We start from the raw sequence: 21,087 nt of genomic DNA, 5'->3' as shown, positions 1-21,087 counted from the left end.
GAAGACCCCTCCATGGTCCACCACAGCTATCGAGACAAGAAACGACGGAGACGAGAATGCGGCTGCGCGCACTGCTGGACACCGACGCGCTGGGCCTGAAGCTGCTCGGCGGCGAGGACGAGCTGGAACGCGGTGTGCGCGGGGTGATGACCACCGATCTGAGGGACCCCAGCCGCTATCTCTCCGGCGGGGAACTGGTGCTCACGGGCCTTGCCTGGCGCCGGGACGCGGCGGACTCCGAGCCGTTCGTACGGAGCCTGGCGCAGGCCGGGGTGGCCGCCGTCGCGGCCGGTACGGCGGAGTTCGGCTACGTCCCGGACGACCTGGTCGTGGCCTGTGCGCGGCACCGGCTGCCCTTGTTCGAGGTGCACGAGTCGGTGGCCTTCGCGACCATCACCGAGCACGTCGTACGGCAGGTGTCCGGCGAGCGCGCCGGGGACCTGGCGGCCGTGGTGGACCGGCATCGGCGGATGATGACCTCCGGTCCGGCGGGCGGCGGCCCCGATGTCGTACTGGACCTGCTCGGTTCCGACCTGGACCTGCGGGCCTGGCTGCTGTCGCCCACCGGCCGGCTGATCGCGGGCTCGAAGGCCGCCGGGTCGCGGGAGGCGGAACCGGCGCTGCCCGCCGACGTGTGCGCACGGCTCGCCGCGGAGCAGCTGGCGGCCGCCCGCACCGGCCGGCCCGGCCCGCACCGGGTCACGCTGGGCCAGACGACGTACAGCCTCTTCCCGGTGCGCGGCAGCGGGCGTTCCGCGCCGACGTCGCGCGACGTGCGCGAGACGGTGCTGTCGGACTGGGTGCTGGCGGTCGAGGCGGACGCCGGGGACTGGGCCGGGGAGCGGCTGGACCTGCTGCACGGCGTCACCCAGCTGATCGCCGTCGAGCGGGACCGCAGGGACGCGGCGCGCACGGTGCGGCGGCGGCTCGCGCAGGAGGTGCTGGAGCTGGTACAGACGGGCGCCGCGCCCGCCGAGATCGCGGCGCGGCTGCGGGTGGCCGCGCCGGTGCTGCTGCCCGGGCTGGGGACCGCGCCGCACTGGCAGGTCGTGGTGGCCCGCGTCGACTGGGACGGCGGGGAGGCCGACGGCGGGCCGGTGACCCAGGCGCTGCTGGAGGAGATCCTGGTCGACCCGGCGTCGACGGGACCCGAGCACTCCGACCGCATCGCGGTGGCCCACACCGGCGACGAGGCGATCGCCCTCGTACCGCTGCCCTCGGTGACCGGCGAGCACGACGGCTCCGGTACCGGCATCCTCGCCGACGCGCTCCTCGCGTCCGTGCGCGACCCGCTCACGGCCGGGCTCGACGGCGACGGCCGGCTCACCCTCGGCGTCTCCGCCGCCGTGCACTCGGCGGAGGGGCTGCGCGGGGCGCTGGAGGAGGCACGGCACGCCCGGCGCGTGGCCGCGGCCCGCCAGGGCCGGGTCTGCGCGGCCGGCCACCAGGAGCTGGCCTCGCACGTGCTGCTGCTGCCCTTCGTCCCCGACGACGTACGGCGTGCCTTCACCGCCCGTCTCCTCGATCCGCTGCGGGACTACGACCGCCGGCACCGCGCCGAGCTGATCCCCACCCTGGAGGCGTTCCTCGACTGCGACGGTTCCTGGACCCGCTGCGCGTCCCGTCTCCACCTGCACGTCAACACGCTGCGCTACCGCGTCGGCCGCATCGAACAGCTGACGGGCCGTGACCTGTCCCGGCTGGAGGACAAGCTGGACTTCTTCCTCGCGCTGCGGATGAGCTGAGCCCGTCCGGAGCCGGGCCCGCGATTCGGGCCCGTGATCCAGGACTTTGTGAAATCCTTCACCCACCCTCTTGGCCGGGCCCGGTGGTTCGTGCTGAGATGCGGCCACCACTCAACAGCTCGATGGCGTGCTCGGGGAGGGCAACGTGGCGCATACCGCCATGTCCGGTGACGGAACGACCGCCGATGACGATCCCCTCCAGACGGCGGTGTGGCGACTGCGCTCCCGTGCCTGCTGGGCCGACGCCGCCGCCCTGCTCGAACCCGTCGGCCCGGAGGCGGCGCTGCAGCGGGCGTCGCTGCTGGTGGAGCGGTGTCTGTACACCGAGGCGGGGTGGGGGGAGGCCGAGGACGCGCTGCGTACGGCCGAGGCACTGGCGCACACGGACGACGAGCGGGGGGCGGCCGCTTGTGAACGCGGGTACTTGGCCTACGCCGCCACCCTGTTCTCCGTACGCGACCGGGCGGATGAGGCGCGGGCCGCGCTCGGCCGGGCGGCGGCGCTGATCGCTCCGGGGGCGGTGGGGCGGGCCCTGCTGGACTTCCGGCGCGGGCTGATCGCCGAGAACCTCACCCGGTCGCCGCAGGCGGCACGGGCCGCGTACCGCCGCGCCCACGCGGGCGCCACCGCACACGCCGATCCGCTGCTGCTGTCGGCGACTTGGCGCCATCTGGCCGGACTGGCCCTGCGTGAGGGCGAGTTGGCGGAGGCCCGGCACGGATTCGCCGAATCCCTCCGCATCCGCGAGGAGTTGGGCTACCTCGTCGGCACGGCCCCGGCCCTGGTCTCCCTGGCCGACACGGAGACCGAACCGGAAGCCAGCCGTCTCCGCGAGGAGGCCCGCCGTCTCTTCCGCCTCCTGGGAGGCGTCCCTACGTGGCTCGCCCACCAGCTGGCACCGCCGGGGGCGGCGACGGCGTAGGGACGTCGCCCCCGCCGCCCCTTCCCGTCCCGACTCCGGGGGCGCTGCCCCCGGACCCCCGCTCCTCAAACGCCGGACGGGCTGAAATCAGCCCGTCCGGCGTTTGAGGAAGAGGCCCGTCCAGGGCCGAAAGGGGGTCTGGGGGCGCAGCCCCCAGGAACGGGAAGGGAAGGGGCGGCGGGGCGGAAAAACCCGGCACCCTCACACCGCCTCGTTGAAATGCTCCCCCACCAACGAGCGCACCACATCGAAATCCCCCGCGATCAACGCGTCCAGCAGCGCCGTGTGCTCATGGGCGTCAGCCACCAGCTCCGCCCGCCCGCGGCCACCGGAAGCACCCCCCACCAGCGGCCACTGCGCACGCCGGTGCAGATCCTCCGCGATACGGACCAGCTGCTCGTTGCCCGCGAGCCCGAGCACCGCCCGGTGAAAGGCCCGATCGGCCTCCGCGTACGTGGCCCGGCACCCGGAGGACGCCGCCCGGACCGTGGCCTCCGCGAGCGGCCGCAGCTCGGCCCACCGCTCGGCGGACACCGTCCGCGCCAACCGCATCATCACCGGCATCTCGATCAACGCCCGGATCTCGGCGAGCTCGGCCAGCTCCCGCGCCCCCCGCTCGACGACCCGGAACCCCCGGTTGGGCACGACCTCGACCGCACCCTCCAGCGTGAGCTGCTGCATTGCCTCCCGGACGGGCGTCGCGGAAACCCCGAACCGCTCCGCCAGCACAGGGGCCGAGTACACCTCACCGGGCCGCAGGTCACCCGTCACCAGCGCGGTGCGCAGGGCGTCGAGGACCTGCCCGCGCACGGAGGACCGCTGGACGGCGGCCCGGGGCCGCGGAAGGGCGGTCTCGCCGTGCGTGTGCTCACCGCGCACGGCACCCCCCTCGGCACAGCCCGGCCGGTCACGCCGGTCACCCCGATCACGCTCCGGCTCCGCACCCTGCGCCGCCGGCTGGACGGGAATCCGGAACCGCCCCACGGCGGCCGGCCCGGTCGCCGCGTCCCCCGTCACGGCGGACCCCTGCGTGCCCTGCTTCACAAGGTCCTCCTGCGGACGTTTCGGTACTTGAGGTCATTACGGCGGGTTGTCACCTGTCCGTCAAGCACCTTAAGCGCACAGGGGCGCCGGTTCACATCGCGACAATGTTCGGTAAGGTGAGCCTTACCTTTATTGCCCTGCTTCTCGAGACGTGAAGGGGTGGTCCCATGCCCGTGCCCGGTTCGGCCGTCGCGGACGCGTACGCCCGCCTGGCGGAGGCCCTCCCCGCCCTGGCCGTCACCGAACTCGGCACCGGCGAGGCCGCACCCACGGGCGGCGGCTGGGTCGCCGCGTCCGGTCTCGCCGAGGGCGGGTCCGAGCAGGAGCGTTTCCTCGCCTGGGACGACACCCAAGTGCTGCGGGACTACGGGCAGCGGGGCCGCCCGGACGTGATCGCCAGCTTCGGTCTGCACCGCTACGCCTGGCCCGCCTGCCTGCTGATCACCGTGCCGTGGTTCCTGCACCGCCGCGTGCCGTACTACCCCGTGACGCACGTCTCGTTCGACCGCACCGCCGCCGGCCTCGCCATCGGCCGCATGGCCGTACGGCCCGACGGCTTCGCCTGCCTGCCCGACGACCCCGCCGCCGCGCTGCCCGGCGCCCGCGTGGTGCCCGACGAGGAGGCACTGCGGGCGACGGTGCGCGAGGCGGTCGCCCAGCACCTCGAACCCGTGCTGGCCGGTTTCGGCCCCCGGATGCGGCGTCGCGGCCGGGCCCTGTGGGGCATGGCGACCGACGAGGTCGTCGAGAGCCTGCGGTACGTCTCCCAGCTGCTCGGTGAGGAGGAGCGGGGGCTGCGGGAGCTGGAGCTGCTGCTGCCGGGCGCGACCAAGCCGTACGTCGGCGCGGCGGCCTTCCGCCGGCCGACCGGGCCCGACGGGGAACCGGCGCCCGTCACCCGGGACCGGGTGAGCTGCTGCATGTTCTACACCCTGCGCCCCGCGGACATCTGCGCCACCTGCCCGCGCACCTGCGCCACCGGAGGGGCCGGGAGGCGGGCCACCGAGCTGGTCGCGCAGGCGAGTTGACGCCGCGTCGGACTCCGGCACCCCCGCCCGGCAGGTAAGATCATCCGGTCAGCGGGTCACAGAGGTCACAGGGGATTCACAATTCCCTCACCCGTCACGGGAACTATCCGTGGAACCACCCGTACGGGTAGTCTTCACTCGAACTCAACTCCCGCCCTTCGAGCGGCAGTTCGAGCAGAACGTCGCCCTGGGCACCCCCCTCGCACCTCCTTGGCGGCCTCTTGCCCCGAAACCCCCTGAGGGCCACTGGAGTTGGGCCACTATGGCGGGCGTTGCACGCCCTATCCCAATGCAAGGGACCCCTTAGATGAGACTGACCGACATATCGCTGAACTGGCTGCTTCCGGGCGCCGTGCTGCTCCTGGGCATGCTGACGGCGGTGGCGGTGCTGGCGCGCGGGAAGCGCTCCTCGGTCAAGAGCACGAGCGCGGACGACTCGTGGGAGCGCAGCGAGGAACGCCGCAGGCGCAAGGAGGCCCTCTACGGCACCGTCTCCTACGTCCTGCTGTTCTGCTGTGCGGCGGTGGCCGCCGCGCTCTCCTTCCACGGCCTGGTCGGCTTCGGCGAACAGAACCTCGGCCTGTCCGGCGGCTGGCAGTACCTCGTCCCCTTCGGCCTGGACGGCGCGGCGATGTTCTGCTCGGTGCTCGCCGTGCGCGAGGCCAGCCACGGTGACGCGGCCCTCGGCTCGCGGATACTGGTGTGGACGTTCGCCTTCGCCGCGGCCTGGTTCAACTGGGTGCACGCTCCCCGGGGCCTCGGACACGCGGGCGCCCCGCACTTCTTCGCGGGCATGTCCCTGTCGGCGGCGGTCCTGTTCGACCGCGCGCTGAAGCAGACCCGCCGGGCCGCCCTGCGCGAACAGGGCCTGGTACCGCGCCCGTTGCCGCAGATCCGGATCGTCCGCTGGCTGCGCGCCCCCCGGGAGACGTACGGGGCCTGGTCGCTGATGCTGCTGGAGAACGTGCGCAGCCTCGACGAGGCGGTCGAGGAAGTGCGCGAGGACAAGGCCCGCAAGGTGGCGGCGAAGCAGCGCAGGCGGGACCAGCAGCGTATGGAGCGGGCCCGGCTGAAGGCGATCAGCCGTGGCCACCGCGGTTTCGTGGGCCGGGGCGGCGGACGCGAGCTGGAGGCGCCGACGGTGGAGCGCGACTCCGACGTGGTCTCCGCGGAGCCTGCCATATCGGCGCCGGAGGCCCTGCCCGTCCGCGCGCGTCCCTCCCTGCAGCCGGTGCGCACCGGCGCTGACCCGAAGACCGTCGACCTCACCGCCGAGGACGACACCCAGGCCCTGCCGCGCCTGGACTCCCTGGAGCGCAAGCTCAAGGACCTGGAGCAGCAGTTCGGCTGACGCCTGTCGCGGCCTGAAGGGTGCGGTCCGCCCCCTTCAGGCCGCGTTCGCGTCCGCGTCGAGTTCGAACCAGACGGACTTGCCCACCCGGTGCTTCCTGACGCCCCATCCGTCGGCGAGGGACTCGACCAGCACCAGGCCCCTTCCGTGCGTGCCGTCGTCGACGCTCGGTGCCCGCGGCCGGGGCTCGCGGTCCACGAAGTCCCGTACCTCCACCCGTAATCCACGGGGCCGGACGGTGACCGTGAGGACCGCCTCACAGCCGGTGTGGACGAGCGCGTTGGTGACGAGCTCGCTGGTGAGCAGTTCCGCGACCTCGGAGCGTTCCGGTGTCCCCCAGTGTCTGAGCAGTTCCCGCAGTGCCCTGCGTGACTCGGGCACCGCCCGCAGATCCGCACGCCCCAGTGTGCGCCTCAGCCGATCCGCCGAAGCCTGACTCTTCATGGCCCCCGCCCGCGTGCCGATGTCGATTCCCCCTGTGCTCGAACACCTTCACGGGAATCCTTGCCCGGTCAACCACGCGCCAGTCATGCCGGACGGTCACGAACGGTAGTTGGCCGAAGTGCGATGGCCACGCAGATGGACACACGAACGCGCGGGGCCGTCCTCCCGACCCCCGTGGCGAGAGGACGACCCCGGCTTCCCATGGTGGTCGTGGCGGCCGTGCGGCCTCAGTACAGCTTGTCGACGGCCTTCTTCGTCGTCTTCTTGAACGCGCCCACCGGGGCGTCGTCGAAGTCGCCCAGCTGCCCCCAGCCGACGACGGTCACGGTCTTCCCGTCGCGTCCCACGGAGAGCAGGTGGATGTCCGTGGCACCCCAGGAGGTCTCGGTGTGCAGCCCGTGCACCTGCGCGCCCTCCTCGACCGGCAGCGAACCGTAGTACCGGCCCTCGGCCTCGACGTCCGGGGAGGACTGCTCGATCCGGTCGGCGCAGGAACGGATCTCCTTGTTCAGCAGGGCCGCCAGCGCCTTGCCCTTGGCGGCGGAGCCGGTGACGACGGTGGTCTGTACGGCGCCGGTGTCCAGATCGGTGTGGAAGACGCGGTGCCGGTAGTCGTACGCCGGCACGCCCTCGCCGAGACAGTAGGCGAGCTCCACCGGGAAGCCGTCGGTGACCGGGCCCGCGGTCCAGGTGGACGACGGGTGCGGGGGCAGCTCGGAGGCCGCGAGGAACCTGGGCGGTGCGGCGGTCTCCGGCGCGGCGCCGGCCGGCGCGGTGAGTGCCGTACCGACGGCGAGGGTGGCGACGGTGAGCGCCGCGAGGGTGGCGGCGCGGGTGCGCATGGGCATGGGTGTCCCCCGTGAGGTGTGCGTGATGGAAGGGCGAGGCGGTACGCCGTGTCGGGCGGTTCGCGGTACCAAGAGCATCGGCCGCCCCGGGAGGCGGGCGCAAGCGTCGTCGCCGGATCCGCCGGCATGGAACCATCCCAGCCCGTCCGACGTGCAGGTACATGGGGTGCCTGGGATGCCGTCCCGGGGCCCGGTCGGGTCCTGACGAGTGCGGGGTGACGGTGTCGGCACAGGACGATGTGGCGGAGTTCGCGGCGCTGCTGCGCGAGCTGAAGGAGCGCACGGACCGCAGTTACGGCTCGCTCGCCCGCCGGCTGGACATGAACACCTCGACGCTGCACCGCTACTGCGCGGGCGACGCGGTCCCCGTCGACTTCGCGCCGGTGGAGCGGTTCGCCGCCCTGTGCGGCGCGTCGAGGGCGGAACGTCTGGACCTCCACCACCGCTGGCTCCGCGCGGTGGAGACACGCCGGCGCCCACCCGGACCGGGCGCCCCGGCCACACCGAGGACACCCCCGGCCACGTCCCCACCCCCCGGCACCGGTCCGGCTCCTGGCTGCGCCCCGGGCTCAGACACCGGCGACCTGCACACCGTGGCGCGGGGACGGGTGGACGGCGTGGCCCCCGACGCCCCGGTCGCGGGTCACGACACCGCCGAGCAGACGGCTGCCGGGGGCGCTGCGCCGGACGGCCCGAGCGGGCCCGGCACCGGATCGGGCTCTTTCGACCGGAGCGGGCCGGGCCCCGGCGCAGGTGCCGGGGGGTCCGGGCACGCGAGCGGCCCGGTGGCCGGAAGCGGCGTGGTGAGCGGGCCCTCGGTCGGTGAGGTGCGCGCCCGGCGGCCGTGGTACCGGCGGCGTGAGCGGGTCGCCGTCGCGTTGGCCGCCGCCTGTGCGTTGCTGGCCACCGTGGGGAGCCTGTCCACGCTGCCGGACGACCGGCAGGCGTCCGGCAGCGGGCCCGTCGACGCGCCGCCCGTCACCTCCGCGGCGAGCGGTTCCGCCGAGGCCCCTCGGGGCCGCACCTCATCACCTTCCCCCTCCTCATCCCCCTCCGCGACCGCGAAGAGCGGCCCGTCCTCCCCCGAGGCGCGGCGCGAGACCGGTGCCCCCTCCGCCCCGGCCGAGTCGGACGCCCCCGTCGGAGCCCCGCCCCTCACCTGGTCCGCCGACTCCCATGTCTGGGCGTACGGCTGCGGCCACGACTACGTCGTCGCCGAACCGCCGGAGCGGGTCCCGCCGCCACCGGCCCCGCAGGACGCCGGGACCTGGGCGGCGACGCAGTCGGCCGTGCACGGGGGCGAGACGCTGGTGGAGCTGTCGGTGCAGGGGACCTCCGACACGGCCGTCGTCCTCACCGCGCTGCGGGTCCGTGTGGCCGGCCGCTCCGATCCCGCGCCGGGGAACGCGTACGCCATGGACCAGGGCTGCGGCGGCGCGCTCACCCCGCGCTCCTTCGACGTGGACCTGGACAAGGACCGGCCCATCGCCCGCGCGGTCGCCGGGAACGACGCCGGTACGCCGATCCCGGCCGTGCGCATGCCCTACCGGGTCTCCGCGACCGACCCGGAGGTGCTGCGGGTCACCGCCCGCACCGCGGACTGCGACTGCCGCTGGTACCTGGAGCTGGACTGGTCCTCGCAGGGCCGTACCGGCACGGTCCGCGTCGACGACCACGGCCGCCCGTTCCGCACCAGCGGCATCGGGGGCCTGCCCCACTACGAGTACGACACCTCGGCACGCGGCTGGAAGCCCCGTATCCAGTGAATCCCCTTACGGGCGGGGCACGTTGCGCAGGTTGGAACGGGCCATCTGCACCATCCGGCCGACCCCGCCGTCCAGCACGATCTTGGAGGCGGACAGGGCGAAACCGGTCACCATCTCCTTGCTGATCCTCGGCGGGATGGACAGCGCGTTGGGGTCGGTGACGATGTCGACGAGGGCCGGGCCCTTGTGCCGGAACGCGGACTTCAGCGCCCCGGCGAGCTCCTTCGGCTTCTCCACCCGCACCCCGTGGGCGCCGCACGCGCGGGCGACGGCGGCGAAGTCGGGGTTCTTCATGGCGGTGCCGTGCGAGGGCAGTCCGGCGACCAGCATCTCCAACTCGACCATGCTCAGCGAGGAGTTGTTGAACAGCACCACCTTCACCGGCAGGTCGTACTGCACCAGGGTGAGGAAGTCCCCCATCAGCATGGTGAATCCGCCGTCGCCGGACATCGACACGACCTGCCGGCCCCGGTCGGTGAACTGCGCCCCGATCGCCATCGGCAGCGCGTTCGCCATCGAGCCGTGGGAGAAGGAACCGATCACCCTGCGGCGGCCGTTGGGCGAGATGTAGCGGGCCGCCCAGACATTGCACATGCCGGTGTCGACGGTGAACACCGCGTCGTCGTCGGCCATCTCGTCCAGTACGGACGCCACGTACTCGGGGTGGATCGGCACGTGCTTGTCCACCTTCCGCGTGTACGCCTTCACCACCCCCTCCAGCGCGTCCGCGTGCTTCCTGAGCATCCGGTCGAGGAACTTCCGGTCGTCCTTGGCGCGGACCCGCGGCGTCAGACAGCGCAGCGTCTCCTTCACATCGCCCCACACCGCCAGGTCCAGCTTCGAGCGCCGGCCGAGGTTCTCGGGCCGCACGTCGACCTGGACGATCTTCACGTCGTCGGGCAGGAAGGCGTTGTACGGGAAGTCGGTGCCGAGCAGGATCAGCAGGTCGCACTCGTGGGTGGCCTCGTAGGCGGCGCCGTAGCCGAGCAGTCCGCTCATGCCGACGTCGTACGGGTTGTCGTACTGGATCCACTCCTTGCCGCGCAGGGCGTGCCCGACCGGGGACTTGACCTTGCTCGCGAACTCCATGACCTCGGCGTGCGCGCCCTTGGTGCCGGCACCGCAGAACAGGGTGACCTTCCCGGCCTCGTCGATCATGTCGACGAGCCGGTCGATCTCGGCGTCGCCGGGACGGACCGTGGGCCGGGAGGTGACGAGGGCGGTCTCGGCGGGCTTCTCGGGGGCGGCGTGGTCGGCGATGTCGCCCGGGAGGGTGACGACGCTGACGCCGGAGCGGCCGACGGCGTGCTGGATGGCGGTCTGCAGCAGCCGGGGCATCTGCTGCGGGCTGGAGATCATCTCGCTGTAGTGGCTGCACTCGCGGAACAGCTGGTCGGGATGGGTCTCCTGGAAGTAGCCGAGGCCGATCTCGCTGGACGGGATGTGGGAGGCGAGGGCGAGGACCGGGGCCATGGAACGGTGGGCGTCGTACAGGCCGTTGATGAGGTGGAGGTTGCCGGGCCCGCAGGAGCCGGCGCAGGCGCCCAGTCTGCCGGTGATCTGGGCCTCGGCGCCGGCGGCGAAGGCGGCGGTCTCCTCGTGCCGTACGTGGATCCAGTCGATGGCGGAGTTGCGGCGCACGGCGTCGACGACGGGGTTGAGACTGTCACCGACGACGCCGTAGAGGCGTTTGACCCCTGCGCGGGTGAGGATGTCGACGAACTGTTCCGCGACGTTCTGTTTGGCCATGGATTCCGTCTGCCCCTCGGATGTCGAAGTTGCCTGACGGGTTCCATGAATTCACACCGGGCGCGCTCACGCCTCCCAAACGGCGACGGCCGTACGGTCGTCCGCGTACCCCTTGACCCGTACCTGGGTGTCGGCGAGGAACGCGGCGAGGCCGGGCGGTCCGGGGCGGGACCACCGGTCGGCGAGGTGGGCGCGGAGCTCCCGCTCGCCGCGCAGGGGGTCGGCGAGACCGGTGCCGCACATCAGCAGGGTGTCACCCGGGCGGGCTATGGAGGTGCGGAAGCGGAAGGGCTCGCGGGGCGGTCCGGGAGCGGGCTCGTACGGGCTCGGGGGTGTGGGGATGCCCAGGTCCATGGTGAGGCGGTCGCCGTCGGGGGTCTCGGCGGGCGGCGAGCCGAAACCGACCACGGGTTCGCCCTTGGCCTCGGTGACCTCGGGTTCGATGTCCTGCCAGGCGCCACCCCGCAGCCGGAACAGTCCGCCGGGGCCGACGCCGAAGAAGACCCGGGTGCGGCACTCGGGGTCGGCGGGCAGGAGGAGGCAGCGCAGGGTGGCCGCGTAGGCGTCGGGTTCGAGGCCCTGCTCGGCCGCGGCGGCGCGGAGCCTGCCGAGGCTGCGGTCGGTGAGGCGGTGCAGGCCGGACTTGAGGTCGCCGCGCCGGGCGGCCCTGATGTCGTCGACGAGGCGGGCGTGGCTGCGGCCCACCGCCTCGCCGATCCACCGGCAGGCCTCGGCGGCGGCCCGGTGGGCGCCTGGCGCGCTCCGGGCGCCGGTCGCCAGCGCCACGAGGACGAGGGCCCGCTCCCCCGTTCCGAACCGGGCGGTCAGCAGCGCGTCGCGGCGCGGTTCGCCCCGGTAGCGCGCGGAGTCCCCGCGCACGGAGGCGGCGCGCAGGGTGCAGGCCCCGTAGCGGGCCCCGTCCAGCACGGTGTCCGGGACCAGGCCGTCCAGTTCGTCGGGGTCGGCCGGCGGGAGGGTGGTGGGCTCGGGGTCGTAGGTGGGCGGCCGGGATCCGACGTGGGTGCGGGACGGGAGCGGGTCCGGGAGTGGTTCGAGGCGGGAGGGGCGGGGGGCGGAGCCGTCCGCGGGCTCCGGGGCCGGTGGGGCCGTGGGCGGTGGCGGGGGCGCGGTGGCGGGGGTCCAGGGGCCGTAGGCCGTGCCGGAGGTGGGGGAGGCCGGGGGCGGCGACGGGTGCGGCTCGGGCGGAGGGAAGGTCACCGGGCCCGCGGACGCGGCGGACGGGGGTTCCCAGGGGGCACGGGGCGGGGCGCCGACGGGCCGCGGCGGGAAGCCCGCCGGTGCGTCGGGGGCCGGGCGGGGGTCCGGGACCGTCGGCGTGGAACGTAAGCCGTCCGGGGCGGGACTGTCCACCGGGGCAGGACCGCCCGCCGAGGCGGGACCGTCCACGTTCAGCGTGCCGCCCACCGGGGCAGGACCGCCCACCGGAGCGGGACCGCCCACCGGAGCGGGACCGCCCACCGGGGCAGGACCGTCCACCGGAGCGGGACCGCCCACCGGAGCGGGACCGCCCACCGGAGCGGGACCGCCCACCGGGGCAGGACCGTCCGCGTTCAGCGTGCCGGACGCCGAGGCGAAGCGGTCGTCCAGGGAATCGGGCGCCGGTACGGGGCCCGTGTCACCGGTGGTGTCGTCGTACAGCTGCCCCCACCAGTCGTCCTCCGGACCGGTGGGCCTTCCCCCCTGCTGGCTCATGTCACCGATTGTCCACCGCGCGGGCCGGATGGAAACGGGGCATCGGGAAAATCCCCCGTCCCGCGCCACACCCGGGACGGCTGTGCGACAGGGGGCGCCGCGGCCCGTTTCCGTCCTGCGCCGCTCACCGGACTCCCGCACCCTGGAAGGATGGGAGCGTGGGACCTCCTGATCGCCGGACTGGTGCTCCTGCTCGGACTGTGCGGAGTGCTGCTGCCAGGGGTGCCCGGGTCGTGGCTGGTGTGGGCCGGGGTCCTGTGGTGGGCGCTGAAGGACCCCCGGCCCGTCGCGTGGTGGGTGTGCGTGGGGGCGACCGTCGTGCTGTTCCTGTCCCAGGTGGTGCGCTGGGTGCTGCCGCCGCGCCGGCTGCGGGCGGGCGGGGACGACCGCCGGATGCTGGCGTACGCGGGCTGCGGCTCGTTCCTGGGTTTCGTGCTGCTGCCCGTGATCGGCGCGGTTCCGGGCTTCCTCGCCGGGATCTACGTCTTCGAGCGGCTGCGCCTCGGCCGCCACGGTGAGGCGGTCGCGGCGCTGCGCACGGCACTGCGCTCGGGCGGGTGGAGCGTGCTGACGGAGCTGTTCACCTGCCAGTTGATCACGGCGGCGTGGCTGGGCGCGGTGTTCTGGGGCTGAGCCCCTCGCCCCCTCGGCTCACGGCAGCGGCACGCCCTCGTGGGTGAGCAGCCGCACCTTGCGCTCCAGCCCGCCGGCGTATCCGGTCAGCGAACCGTCGGCGCCGATCACCCGGTGGCAGGGGCGGACGATGAGCAGCGGGTTCGCGCCGATCGCGCCGCCGACGGCCCGCACGGCGGCCCTCGGCGCGCCGATCCGGGCCGCGATCTCGCCGTAGGACACGGTCTCCCCGTAGGGGACGTCGTCGAGCGCGGCCCACACCTTCTCCCGGAACGGGGTGCCGGTGGCGCTCATGGCCAGCCGGAACTCCTTGAGGTCGCCGGCGAAGTACGCGGTGAGCTGCCGCTCGGCCTCGCGGAACGGTCCGGGGTCCCGCCGCCAGTCGTCCGCCGGCGTGCGCCCGCCCTTCTGTCCGGGCACGGACAGCGAGGTCAGCTCACCGGTCGGGGCGGCGGTGAGCAGCAGCGGTCCGACGGGGCTGTCCACACGCGTCCAGTACGTGGTCGTGACCGTGGGCGTCATGGTTACTCCAACTCCCCTGCGACGCGCAGGTGGTTCAGGGCGTACGAGCGCCAGGGGCGCCAGCTTTCGGGAAGGCCGGGTCCGGGCGGGGCCACGTCCGGGTCGCCGAGCGCGCGGGTGCGGATCTCGGCGATCGTACGGGCGTCGAGGCCGGGGACGGCGGCCAGGGCGGCCTCGGCCTCGTTCCGGTCCGCGCCGGGTCCGAGGCGTACGGTGCCGTCGGCGAGGGCGGCGGTGAGCGCGCCCAGGGTGCCGTCGGGCTCGGCCCCGGCGAGGACGGCGGCTTCGGGGAACAGGTGGGTGAGGGTGCCGCAGGGGGCGTCGAGCCGCTTGCCGTACCGCTGGACGAGCCGTGCGGCCTCGTCGCGGCCGGCCAGCGCCCGCACCGCCAGTTCGTCCGGGTCTGCGGCCCCCGGTGAGCGCAGTCCGGGCCGGGCGGCGACCAGCGGGGCGAGGCGGGCGTCGGCACCGAGTCGTTCGTCGACGGCGTACGGGTCGGCGTCCAGGTCGAACAGCCGTCGCAGGCGTTGTACGGCGGTGGTCAGATCGCGGGGGTCGGTGAGGTGGACGCGGGCGTCGAGCCAGCCGCCGGGGTGGGCGCCGGGACCGGTGTGCGGGCGTTCGTCGACGGCGGCGATGCCCGTGCCGTAGGGCAGGCGGAGCGTCCGCCGGTAGGTGCGGGTGCCCGGGGTGCCGCTCACGTCCTCGACGCCGGGGACGGCCTCGCGTTCCAGCAGGTCGAAGACGGGTCCCGCCCGGTAGGGGCCGCGGTGGGCGAGCCGCAGGGGGATTCCGGCGGACGGGGTGGCGGTGCGCGCCCGGCCCCGGTGGGGTGCGGAGGCGCGCAGCTCGCTGGGGGTGGTGGCGTACACGGCCCGTACGGTGTCGTTGAACTGCCGCACGCTGGCGAACCCGGCGGCGAAGGCGATCTCGGTGACCGGCAGCCCGGTGGTCTGCAGGAGGACGCGCGCGGCGTGCGCCCGCTGGGCGCGGGCGAGCGCGACGGGCCCGGCGCCGAGCTCGCCGGTGAGCTGGCGCTGCACCTGGCGGGCGCTGTAGCCGAGCCGTGCGGCGAGTCCGGCGACGCCCTCGCGGTCGACGACGCCGTCGGCGATCATCCGCATGGCCCGGCCGACGACGTCGGCCCGCACGTTCCACTCGGCGGAGCCGGGCACGGCGTCCGGGCGGCAGCGCCGGCAGGCGCGGAACCCGGAGCCCTGCGCGGCGGCGGCGGTCGCGAAGAACCGCACGTTGTGCCGCTTCGGGGTGACGGCGGGGCAGCTGGGCCGGCAGTAGATGCCGGTCGTCTCCACGGCGAAGAAGAACGCCCCGTCGAACCGGGCGTCCCGGCTGCGCACCGCCTCGTACCTGCTGTCCTCGTCCTTCACACCGTCCAGTCTCCGCCGGCCGGGGAGCCCCGGCTGGCGGAAATCGGACATGGAGGTGTCGCTACCGCAGGCGGCCCCGCTTGGCCTCCATCGCCGCCTTGCCGATGGCGCCCTTGCGCTTCCAGTCCTTGCGGATCTCCGCGCGGAGCCTGGCGTCGGTCTTGGCGACGATGTACTGGTTCTCCCGGAGCAGCTTGCGGTAGCTCTCCAGGCGGCGCTGCGGCAGGTCACCGGTCTCGATGGCGTCGAGGACGGCACAGCCCGGTTCGCTCTCGTGGGCGCAGTCCTGGAACCGGCAGCGCTCGGCGAGCTCCTCGATCTCGGCGAACACCTGGCCGACGCCGGCTCCGGCGTCCCACAGGCCGACGCCCCGCAGTCCCGGTGTGTCGATGAGGACTCCCCCGCCGGGCAGCGCCAGCAGGTTGCGGGTGGTCGTGGTGTGGCGGCCCTTGCCGTCGACGTCCCGGATGGCCTGGACGTCCATCACGTCCTCGCCGAGGAGCGCGTTGGCCAGGGTGGACTTGCCGGCGCCGGACTGCCCGAGCAGCACCGACGTACCGCCGGCGACGATCGCGGCGAGGACGTCGAGCCCGTCCCCGTCCCTGGCGCTGACGGTGAGCACCGGCACGCCCGGTGCGCTGGTCTCCACGTCCTGGACGAGGTGCGCCCGGGTCACCGCGTCCGGCACCAGGTCGGCCTTGGTGAGGACGACCACCGGCTGCGCCCCGGACTCCCAGGCGAGCGCGAGGAAGCGTTCGATCCGGGCCAGGTCGAGTTCGGCGGCGAGGGAGACGGCGACGACGGCGTGGTCGACGTTGGCGGCGAGGATCTGCCCCTCGGACCGCTTGGAGGAGGTGGAGCGCACGAAGGCGGTACGGCGTGGCAGGTACGCGCGTACGTAGCGGGGGTTCCCGCCGGGTTCGACGGCGACCCAGTCGCCCGTGCAGACGACCCGCAGGGGGTCGTGCGGGGTGACGAAGGCGGTGTCGGCGCGCAGGGTGCCGCCGGCGGTGACGACGTCGCACTGGCCGCGGTCGACCCGGATCACACGGCCGGGCAGCAGCCCTTCCGCGTCGTAGGGGGCGAACTCGTCCGCCCAGGCGTCGTCCCAGCCGTAGGGGGCGAGCGCGGAGGAGACGGAGGTGGAACTGGAACTCAAGGGGGTGACCCTTCAGGTGGGTGGCCCCGGCGGCCGCGCGTACGCATCCGTACGCGGACGGGAAAAGGGTGAGGTCAGCCGGTGGCCACGGAGGTGGACGTGATGGATTCCTGAATGCGGGCAGCGCCCAGCGCAATGACAGCCATCGGTCGACACCTCCTCACTCCACGAACGGTCCGGTACGGCGGCGCACGGCCACCGTGTGATCCGCGGTCACAGTAGCCCGTCGCCTCCCCGGCCCGTCAACTTGTTTTCCGGACTCCCGTGTCACACGGTCGCGCAGGTGCGGCCGTTGAGCGTGAAGCCGGACGGCGGGTGGTTCGTGCCGTCGCGGGACGCGAGGAAGCCGAAGGCGAGTTTCCCGCCGGCGGCGACCGACTTGTTGTAGTCGGCGGCGGTGGCGGTGACCCGGGAGCCGTCCTGGTCGAGCGAGGCGTCCCACATCTGGGTGATCCGCTGGCCGTCGGGGAAGGCGAAGCCGACGCGCCAGGAGTCGAGGGGGTCGCGTGTGGTGACGGTGACGGTGGCCTGGAAGCCGTCGGGCCACTGGTTGACCAGGTCGTAGTCGGCGTGGCAGGCGGCCGGTTCGCCGTCGGCGGTGGCGGAGGAGGTGCCCTGTGGTTCGGGGTCGGGGTTCTCCCGGTCCGGGGTGCGCTCGGGGGTGTGCCCGGCGGACGGCTCCGCGGATGGGGACGGGGACGCGGACGGGGACGGGGTGTCCGGGGAGGCCGTGGGGGCGGCGGGCAGGGAGGGGCCGGGGTCAGCCACCGGCTGCCGGTCGGCGTCGGGGCGTTCGGCGCTCTCGTCGGCCGTGTCGCCGAACGGCATCAGGGAGACCGCGAGCGCGAGGAGGGAGACCAGGAGGGCGGCGACCAGCAGACCGTGCCGGGCCACGCGCGCCCTGGCCGTGCCGTCCGCCGGGTCACCGCCGTCCGGGTCGGGCCGGTCCGGGCGTCCGGCCCCGAGCCGTACCTCGGCGGCGCGGCGGCGGCGTTCCAGATAGGCAAGGCCGCCCCAGCCGATCACCCCGCCGGCCAGCGCGCCGGGCAGTCCCCCGCCGTGCAGCCGCAGACAGGCGGCGGCCTCGGCGCACCGGTGGCAGGTGGCGAGGTGACGGGAGAGGTCGTCGGGGGTGTCCGCGGCGGGCGAGCGGGTGACGGCGTCGAGGAGCCGGGCGTAGCTGCGGCACTCGGCGTCCATGGGCGAGTCGAGGTGGTTGCGGTGGCAGCGGTCCCGGAACAGGCGGCCGACCTGGGCGAGTTCACCGGCGGCGGTGGCGGGGTCGAGGCCGAGCCTGCGGGCCACCAGGGGCAGCGGCAGGGCCTCCGCCTCGGCCAGCCAGAGCAGTTCGGCGTCCGCCGGCTGCAGATCGCGCAGTCCGCGCAGGGCGACCGGGCGTTCCAGTGGCGGGCCGGTGTAGCGGGCGGCCTGGTCGGAGTGGAGCCACAGCCGCAGGTCGGGGTCGAGCTTGTGGCCCTGTCCCGCGTCCTCCCAGGCGGCGGCCGTACTGCGGACCGCCGTCAGCAGCAGGGGTATCCGGGGCAGCCGGGTGGAGCGGCGGCCGTAGCCGCGGACGGTGCCCGACTCGGCCTCGCGCAGCTCCCGTATGCCCTGTTCGAAGGCCTCGCGGGCCAGTTCCGCCGCGGCGGCGGACCCGGCGGTGCACAGGTCGGCGTAGGAGAGCGCCGCGTCCCAGCACTCGGAGAACAGCGCCGCCTCGGTGGCGTCCTGGGGGCTCGGCAGGTCGGGCATGAGACTCCCGCATCACGAACGAGGTCAACTCGCCATAGGGGCGGTGGAGTTGGGGAAACCTCGCGGCAGTGGCCGAGCTTTTCACGTTCCCGCCACAACTGACAAGCGCTTCCCTCACTTTGTGTGGCGGCGCGGCCACCCCTCGCAGGGACCATACGCACGGAAGGCCGGAACGTCTCGGTTCCGGCCTTCCTGATCTCTCTGCGAGGGCCCTGCGTCCCCGGTGTCTCAGACCTTCTCGGCGGACTCCTGTGCCGGGAGGCTGTCCATGAAGGAGCTGACGGAGAACACCGCGTTGCCGGGTCCGGGCGGGCCGTAGCCGGGGGGCGAGGAGAGGCCGAAGTCCTCCATGGTCTGCCGGTACGCCTGGAGGAGACGGATGTGGTACTCCAGCGGGGCGCCCTGCGGGTTGGCCTTGCCGAGCGGGGTGGTCGGCTCCGGGCACCAGGTGGTGAAGCGGGGCGTGATGCCGTGCGACATGAAGAAGCGCAGGCCCTCGGTGGTGGAGTCGATGGCCTCGTCGACCGTCTTGAAGCCGAAGGGCTCGGCCATCTCCACACCGGCCACGAAGTTGGGGATCACGTTGCGCGCGCCGAAGATCTCCGCGGAGTCGAGGATGCGCCTGTGCCACTCGTCGCGGCCGACGTAGCGCTCCTTGCCGGGGCAGTACATCTTGAACAGGTACTCGTCCCACACCTCGTAGTTGGGGTGGTAGATCTGCACGCCGTAGTCCTTGAAGCGCTGCACGTCGTCCCTGGGCAGCGCCTGGGCGACGACCTTGCCGATCCAGCGGCCGGGGAAGCGCTCCTCGATGGCCTTGGCGTAGTGGCCGTAGAAGTCGGCCTCGTCGCGTCCGGAGACCGTCCTGGTGATGGCTCCGCCGGTGAGGGTGTAGGCGGTGGACGCCTTCGCGGTGTCGTACCGGTCGATGATCTCGAGGGCCTCCAGGACCTCCTCGACGTCCTTCACGCCGGTGTAGGGCCGCCCGGCCGCCTTGTGCTGGCGCCAGTTGTGATTGATGTCGCAGTACTGGCACTCCTCCTTGGCGCCGAAGTACTGGCAGACCCGGAAGACGGTCAGGTAGATCAGGTAGCCCCACTGGATGGTGGGGGCGACCTCCATGACCGACTTCCCGTTGGACAGGGTGTGCCGGTAGTACTCGGGCATGGGCGGCACGCCGACGTCCGAGATCCGCTTGCCGTCGAGGTAGAGGCCGAGCACGCCGTGCTCGTCGGCGGCGACGCGGTAGGGGGAGGCCGGGTTCACGCGCACCGACACGACCGTGCGGCGCAGGTCGTACGGGCCGCCGGTGAGGATGATCTCCTCCGGCGGGCGGCGCAGCGCGGCCTCGCCCAGCTCGGGCAGGGTGCCGTGGTCGAAGGAGAAGATGAAGTACGACTTCGGTTTGACCTCGCCGCTCTCGTTGTCGCTGAGCGCGGACGGGTCGAAGGCCACACCGCCGCGCAGCAGGTCCTCCTTGAAGACGGCTTCGCGCGGCACGTGCGGGAACCGCTCCATCAGATCCTCGACCAGCGCGGTACGGCTGCCCATCCCGTTGTTCTCCTCCCGGTTCGGACGTACGACTCCTCACGGTATGCCCCCGCTCGGACATCCGGGGCGCCGGGTCCCCCCACAGGCGTGGACCACGCGCGAGGTAGGTTCCGGCGGGGGACCTTTTCGGTCCCGCTGGTCAGGAAGGACGAGGGATGACCGAGAGCGTGACCAACTGGGCGGGCAACATCACGTACGCCGCCAAGGAGCTGCACCGCCCGCACAGCGCGAACGCGCTGCTGAACCTGGTCGCCGGGAGCTCGCGGGTGCGGGTCCTGGGCAGCGGGCACTCCTTCAACGAGATCGTCGAGCCCGGCGAGGACGGTGTCCTGATCTCCCTCGACGCGCTGCCCCCCGAGATCGACGTGGACACGACGGCCCGGACGGTACGGGTCGGGGGCGGCGTGCGCTACGCCGCGCTGGCCCGCGAGGTGCACCGGCACGGGCTGGCGCTGGGGAACATGGCGTCGCTGCCGCACATCTCGGTGGCCGGATCGGTCGCCACCGGCACCCATGGCTCCGGTGTCGGCAACGGGCCGCTGGCCTCGTCCGTGCGCGCGGTGGAGATCGTGGTGGCGGACGGTTCCAGGGGGCGGTTCACGCAAGGGGTGACGGACCTTTTCGACGCTGTGGTCACCTCGCTGGGCGCGTTCGGTGTCGTCACCGCGCTCACCCTGAGCCTGGAGCCGGCCTACGAGGTCGAGCAGCACGTGTTCACCGAGATGCCCCTGGAGGGGCTGGATCAGGCCACCTTCGAGAAGGTGATGTCGGCGGCGTACAGCGTGAGCCTGTTCACCGACTGGCGGGCGCCGGGATTCCGGCAGGTGTGGGTGAAGCGGCGCACCGACCAGCCGCTGCCGGACTTCCCCTGGGCGGCTCCGGCGACGGAGAAGATGCACCCGGTGCCGGGCATGCCGGCCGTGAACTGCACCGAGCAGTTCGGGGTGCCGGGGCCCTGGCACGAGCGGCTGCCGCACTTCCGGGCGGAGTTCACCCCGAGCAGCGGCGCGGAACTCCAGTCGGAGTACCTGATGCCGCGGGAGTCGGCGGTCGCCGCGCTGCACGCGCTGGACGGGATCCGGGAGACGGTCGCCCCCGTGCTGCAGACCTGCGAGGTGCGCACCGTCGCCGCCGACGACCAGTGGCTCAGCCCCTCCTACGGCCGGGACACGGTGGCCGTCCACTTCACCTGGATCGAGGACACGCGGGCGGTGCTGCCGGTGGTGCGGCGGGTGGAGGAGGCGCTGGCGCCGTTCGACGCGCGGCCCCACTGGGGGAAGGTGTTCACCACGCCGGCGGCGGAGCTGCGCGCCCGCTACCCGCGGATGGACGACTTCCGGAGCGCCGTCGACGCTCTGGACCCGCGGCGCAAGTTCACCAACGCCTTCGTGCGGGACGTCCTGGGCGGCTGATCCCGGGCCCTGTCCGGACTTCGTCAAGCCCCTTTCCAAACCCCTTGTCGAAAGTTCCGC

General features: G+C 73.5%; 17 protein-coding genes. 7 read left to right on the top strand and 10 right to left on the bottom strand.

The window, feature by feature from the left end; translation table 11 throughout:
• Positions 1-56: 56 nt before the first annotated feature.
• Positions 57-1,745 (top strand): PucR family transcriptional regulator, encoded by a 1,689-nt coding sequence (locus AMK33_RS02910; RefSeq protein ID WP_073931069.1) that lies wholly within the window; start codon positions 57-59, stop codon positions 1,743-1,745.
• A 145-nt stretch (positions 1,746-1,890) separates the two neighbouring features.
• On the top strand, positions 1,891-2,667 hold the full coding sequence (locus tag AMK33_RS02905; protein WP_073931499.1) for a hypothetical protein: 777 nt from the start codon (positions 1,891-1,893) through the stop codon (positions 2,665-2,667).
• Positions 2,668-2,868: 201 nt separating this feature from the next.
• Here the strand turns inward: AMK33_RS02905 and AMK33_RS02900 are convergent, their stop codons facing one another.
• A complete protein-coding gene (locus AMK33_RS02900) occupies positions 2,869-3,711 on the bottom strand; it encodes a GntR family transcriptional regulator (protein WP_073931068.1) in 843 nt (280 codons plus the stop codon).
• 167 nt (positions 3,712-3,878) lie between these two features.
• Here AMK33_RS02900 and AMK33_RS02895 point away from each other — a divergent pair, with 167 nt between their 5' ends.
• On the top strand, positions 3,879-4,739 hold the full coding sequence (locus tag AMK33_RS02895; protein WP_073931067.1) for a (2Fe-2S)-binding protein: 861 nt from the start codon (positions 3,879-3,881) through the stop codon (positions 4,737-4,739).
• A gap of 307 nt (positions 4,740-5,046) precedes the next feature.
• Complete coding sequence (locus tag AMK33_RS02890) at positions 5,047-6,090, top strand: DUF2637 domain-containing protein (RefSeq protein WP_073931066.1); 1,044 nt, start codon at positions 5,047-5,049, stop codon at positions 6,088-6,090.
• A gap of 36 nt (positions 6,091-6,126) precedes the next feature.
• Here the strand turns inward: AMK33_RS02890 and AMK33_RS02885 are convergent, their stop codons facing one another.
• Both AMK33_RS02885 and AMK33_RS02880 read right to left on the bottom strand, forming a co-directional pair.
• The gene (locus AMK33_RS02885) at positions 6,127-6,534 is read right to left on the bottom strand and encodes an ATP-binding protein (RefSeq protein ID WP_073931065.1); all 408 of its coding nucleotides are present in this window, start codon (positions 6,532-6,534) and stop codon (positions 6,127-6,129) included.
• Positions 6,535-6,761: 227 nt separating this feature from the next.
• The gene (locus tag AMK33_RS02880; RefSeq protein ID WP_073931064.1) at positions 6,762-7,382 is read right to left on the bottom strand and encodes a hypothetical protein; all 621 of its coding nucleotides are present in this window, start codon (positions 7,380-7,382) and stop codon (positions 6,762-6,764) included.
• A gap of 215 nt (positions 7,383-7,597) precedes the next feature.
• Here AMK33_RS02880 and AMK33_RS02875 point away from each other — a divergent pair, with 215 nt between their 5' ends.
• On the top strand, positions 7,598-9,148 hold the full coding sequence (locus tag AMK33_RS02875) for a helix-turn-helix domain-containing protein (RefSeq protein ID WP_443030901.1): 1,551 nt from the start codon (positions 7,598-7,600) through the stop codon (positions 9,146-9,148).
• Between the two features lie 6 nt (positions 9,149-9,154).
• Here the strand turns inward: AMK33_RS02875 and AMK33_RS02870 are convergent, their stop codons facing one another.
• Together AMK33_RS02870 and AMK33_RS02865 are read right to left on the bottom strand one after the other, a co-directional pair.
• Complete coding sequence (locus tag AMK33_RS02870; RefSeq protein WP_073931063.1) at positions 9,155-10,897, bottom strand: pyruvate dehydrogenase; 1,743 nt, start codon at positions 10,895-10,897, stop codon at positions 9,155-9,157.
• 66 nt (positions 10,898-10,963) lie between these two features.
• Positions 10,964-12,610: a protein phosphatase 2C domain-containing protein gene (locus tag AMK33_RS02865; protein ID WP_073931062.1), complete on the bottom strand. Its 1,647-nt coding sequence runs from the start codon at positions 12,608-12,610 to the stop codon at positions 10,964-10,966.
• A gap of 150 nt (positions 12,611-12,760) precedes the next feature.
• Between AMK33_RS02865 and AMK33_RS02860 the strand changes: the two genes are divergently transcribed.
• Positions 12,761-13,243, top strand: a complete 483-nt coding sequence (locus tag AMK33_RS02860) for a DUF456 domain-containing protein (RefSeq protein WP_073931061.1) — start codon at positions 12,761-12,763, stop codon at positions 13,241-13,243.
• Between the two features lie 18 nt (positions 13,244-13,261).
• On the opposite strand, the gene AMK33_RS02855 is transcribed toward AMK33_RS02860, so the two are convergent.
• The 5 genes from AMK33_RS02855 to AMK33_RS02835 form a co-directional block, all read right to left on the bottom strand.
• Positions 13,262-13,765 carry a methylated-DNA--[protein]-cysteine S-methyltransferase gene (locus tag AMK33_RS02855; protein ID WP_073931060.1) on the bottom strand — a complete coding sequence of 168 codons (504 nt, stop codon included), beginning with the start codon at positions 13,763-13,765 and terminating at the stop codon, positions 13,262-13,264.
• Positions 13,766-13,767: 2 nt separating this feature from the next.
• Complete coding sequence (locus AMK33_RS02850; protein ID WP_073931059.1) at positions 13,768-15,204, bottom strand: bifunctional transcriptional activator/DNA repair enzyme AdaA; 1,437 nt, start codon at positions 15,202-15,204, stop codon at positions 13,768-13,770.
• 10 nt (positions 15,205-15,214) lie between these two features.
• Positions 15,215-16,312, bottom strand: a complete 1,098-nt coding sequence (rsgA, locus tag AMK33_RS02845; protein WP_073931058.1) for a ribosome small subunit-dependent GTPase A — start codon at positions 16,310-16,312, stop codon at positions 15,215-15,217.
• 267 nt (positions 16,313-16,579) lie between these two features.
• A complete protein-coding gene (locus AMK33_RS02840) occupies positions 16,580-18,064 on the bottom strand; it encodes a cellulose-binding domain-containing protein (RefSeq protein WP_073931057.1) in 1,485 nt (494 codons plus the stop codon).
• Between the two features lie 228 nt (positions 18,065-18,292).
• Positions 18,293-19,615, bottom strand: coding sequence for a radical SAM protein (locus AMK33_RS02835; protein WP_073931056.1), 1,323 nt, complete (start codon positions 19,613-19,615; stop codon positions 18,293-18,295).
• A 155-nt stretch (positions 19,616-19,770) separates the two neighbouring features.
• Between AMK33_RS02835 and AMK33_RS02830 the strand changes: the two genes are divergently transcribed.
• The gene (locus AMK33_RS02830) at positions 19,771-21,027 is read left to right on the top strand and encodes a D-arabinono-1,4-lactone oxidase (protein WP_073931055.1); all 1,257 of its coding nucleotides are present in this window, start codon (positions 19,771-19,773) and stop codon (positions 21,025-21,027) included.
• Positions 21,028-21,087 lie beyond the last annotated feature (60 nt).

Source organism: Streptomyces sp. CB02400, from assembly GCF_001905725.1.
Classification (GTDB): Bacteria; Actinomycetota; Actinomycetes; order Streptomycetales; family Streptomycetaceae; genus Streptomyces; species Streptomyces atrovirens.
This window is presented reverse-complemented; position numbering and strand designations above follow the sequence as displayed.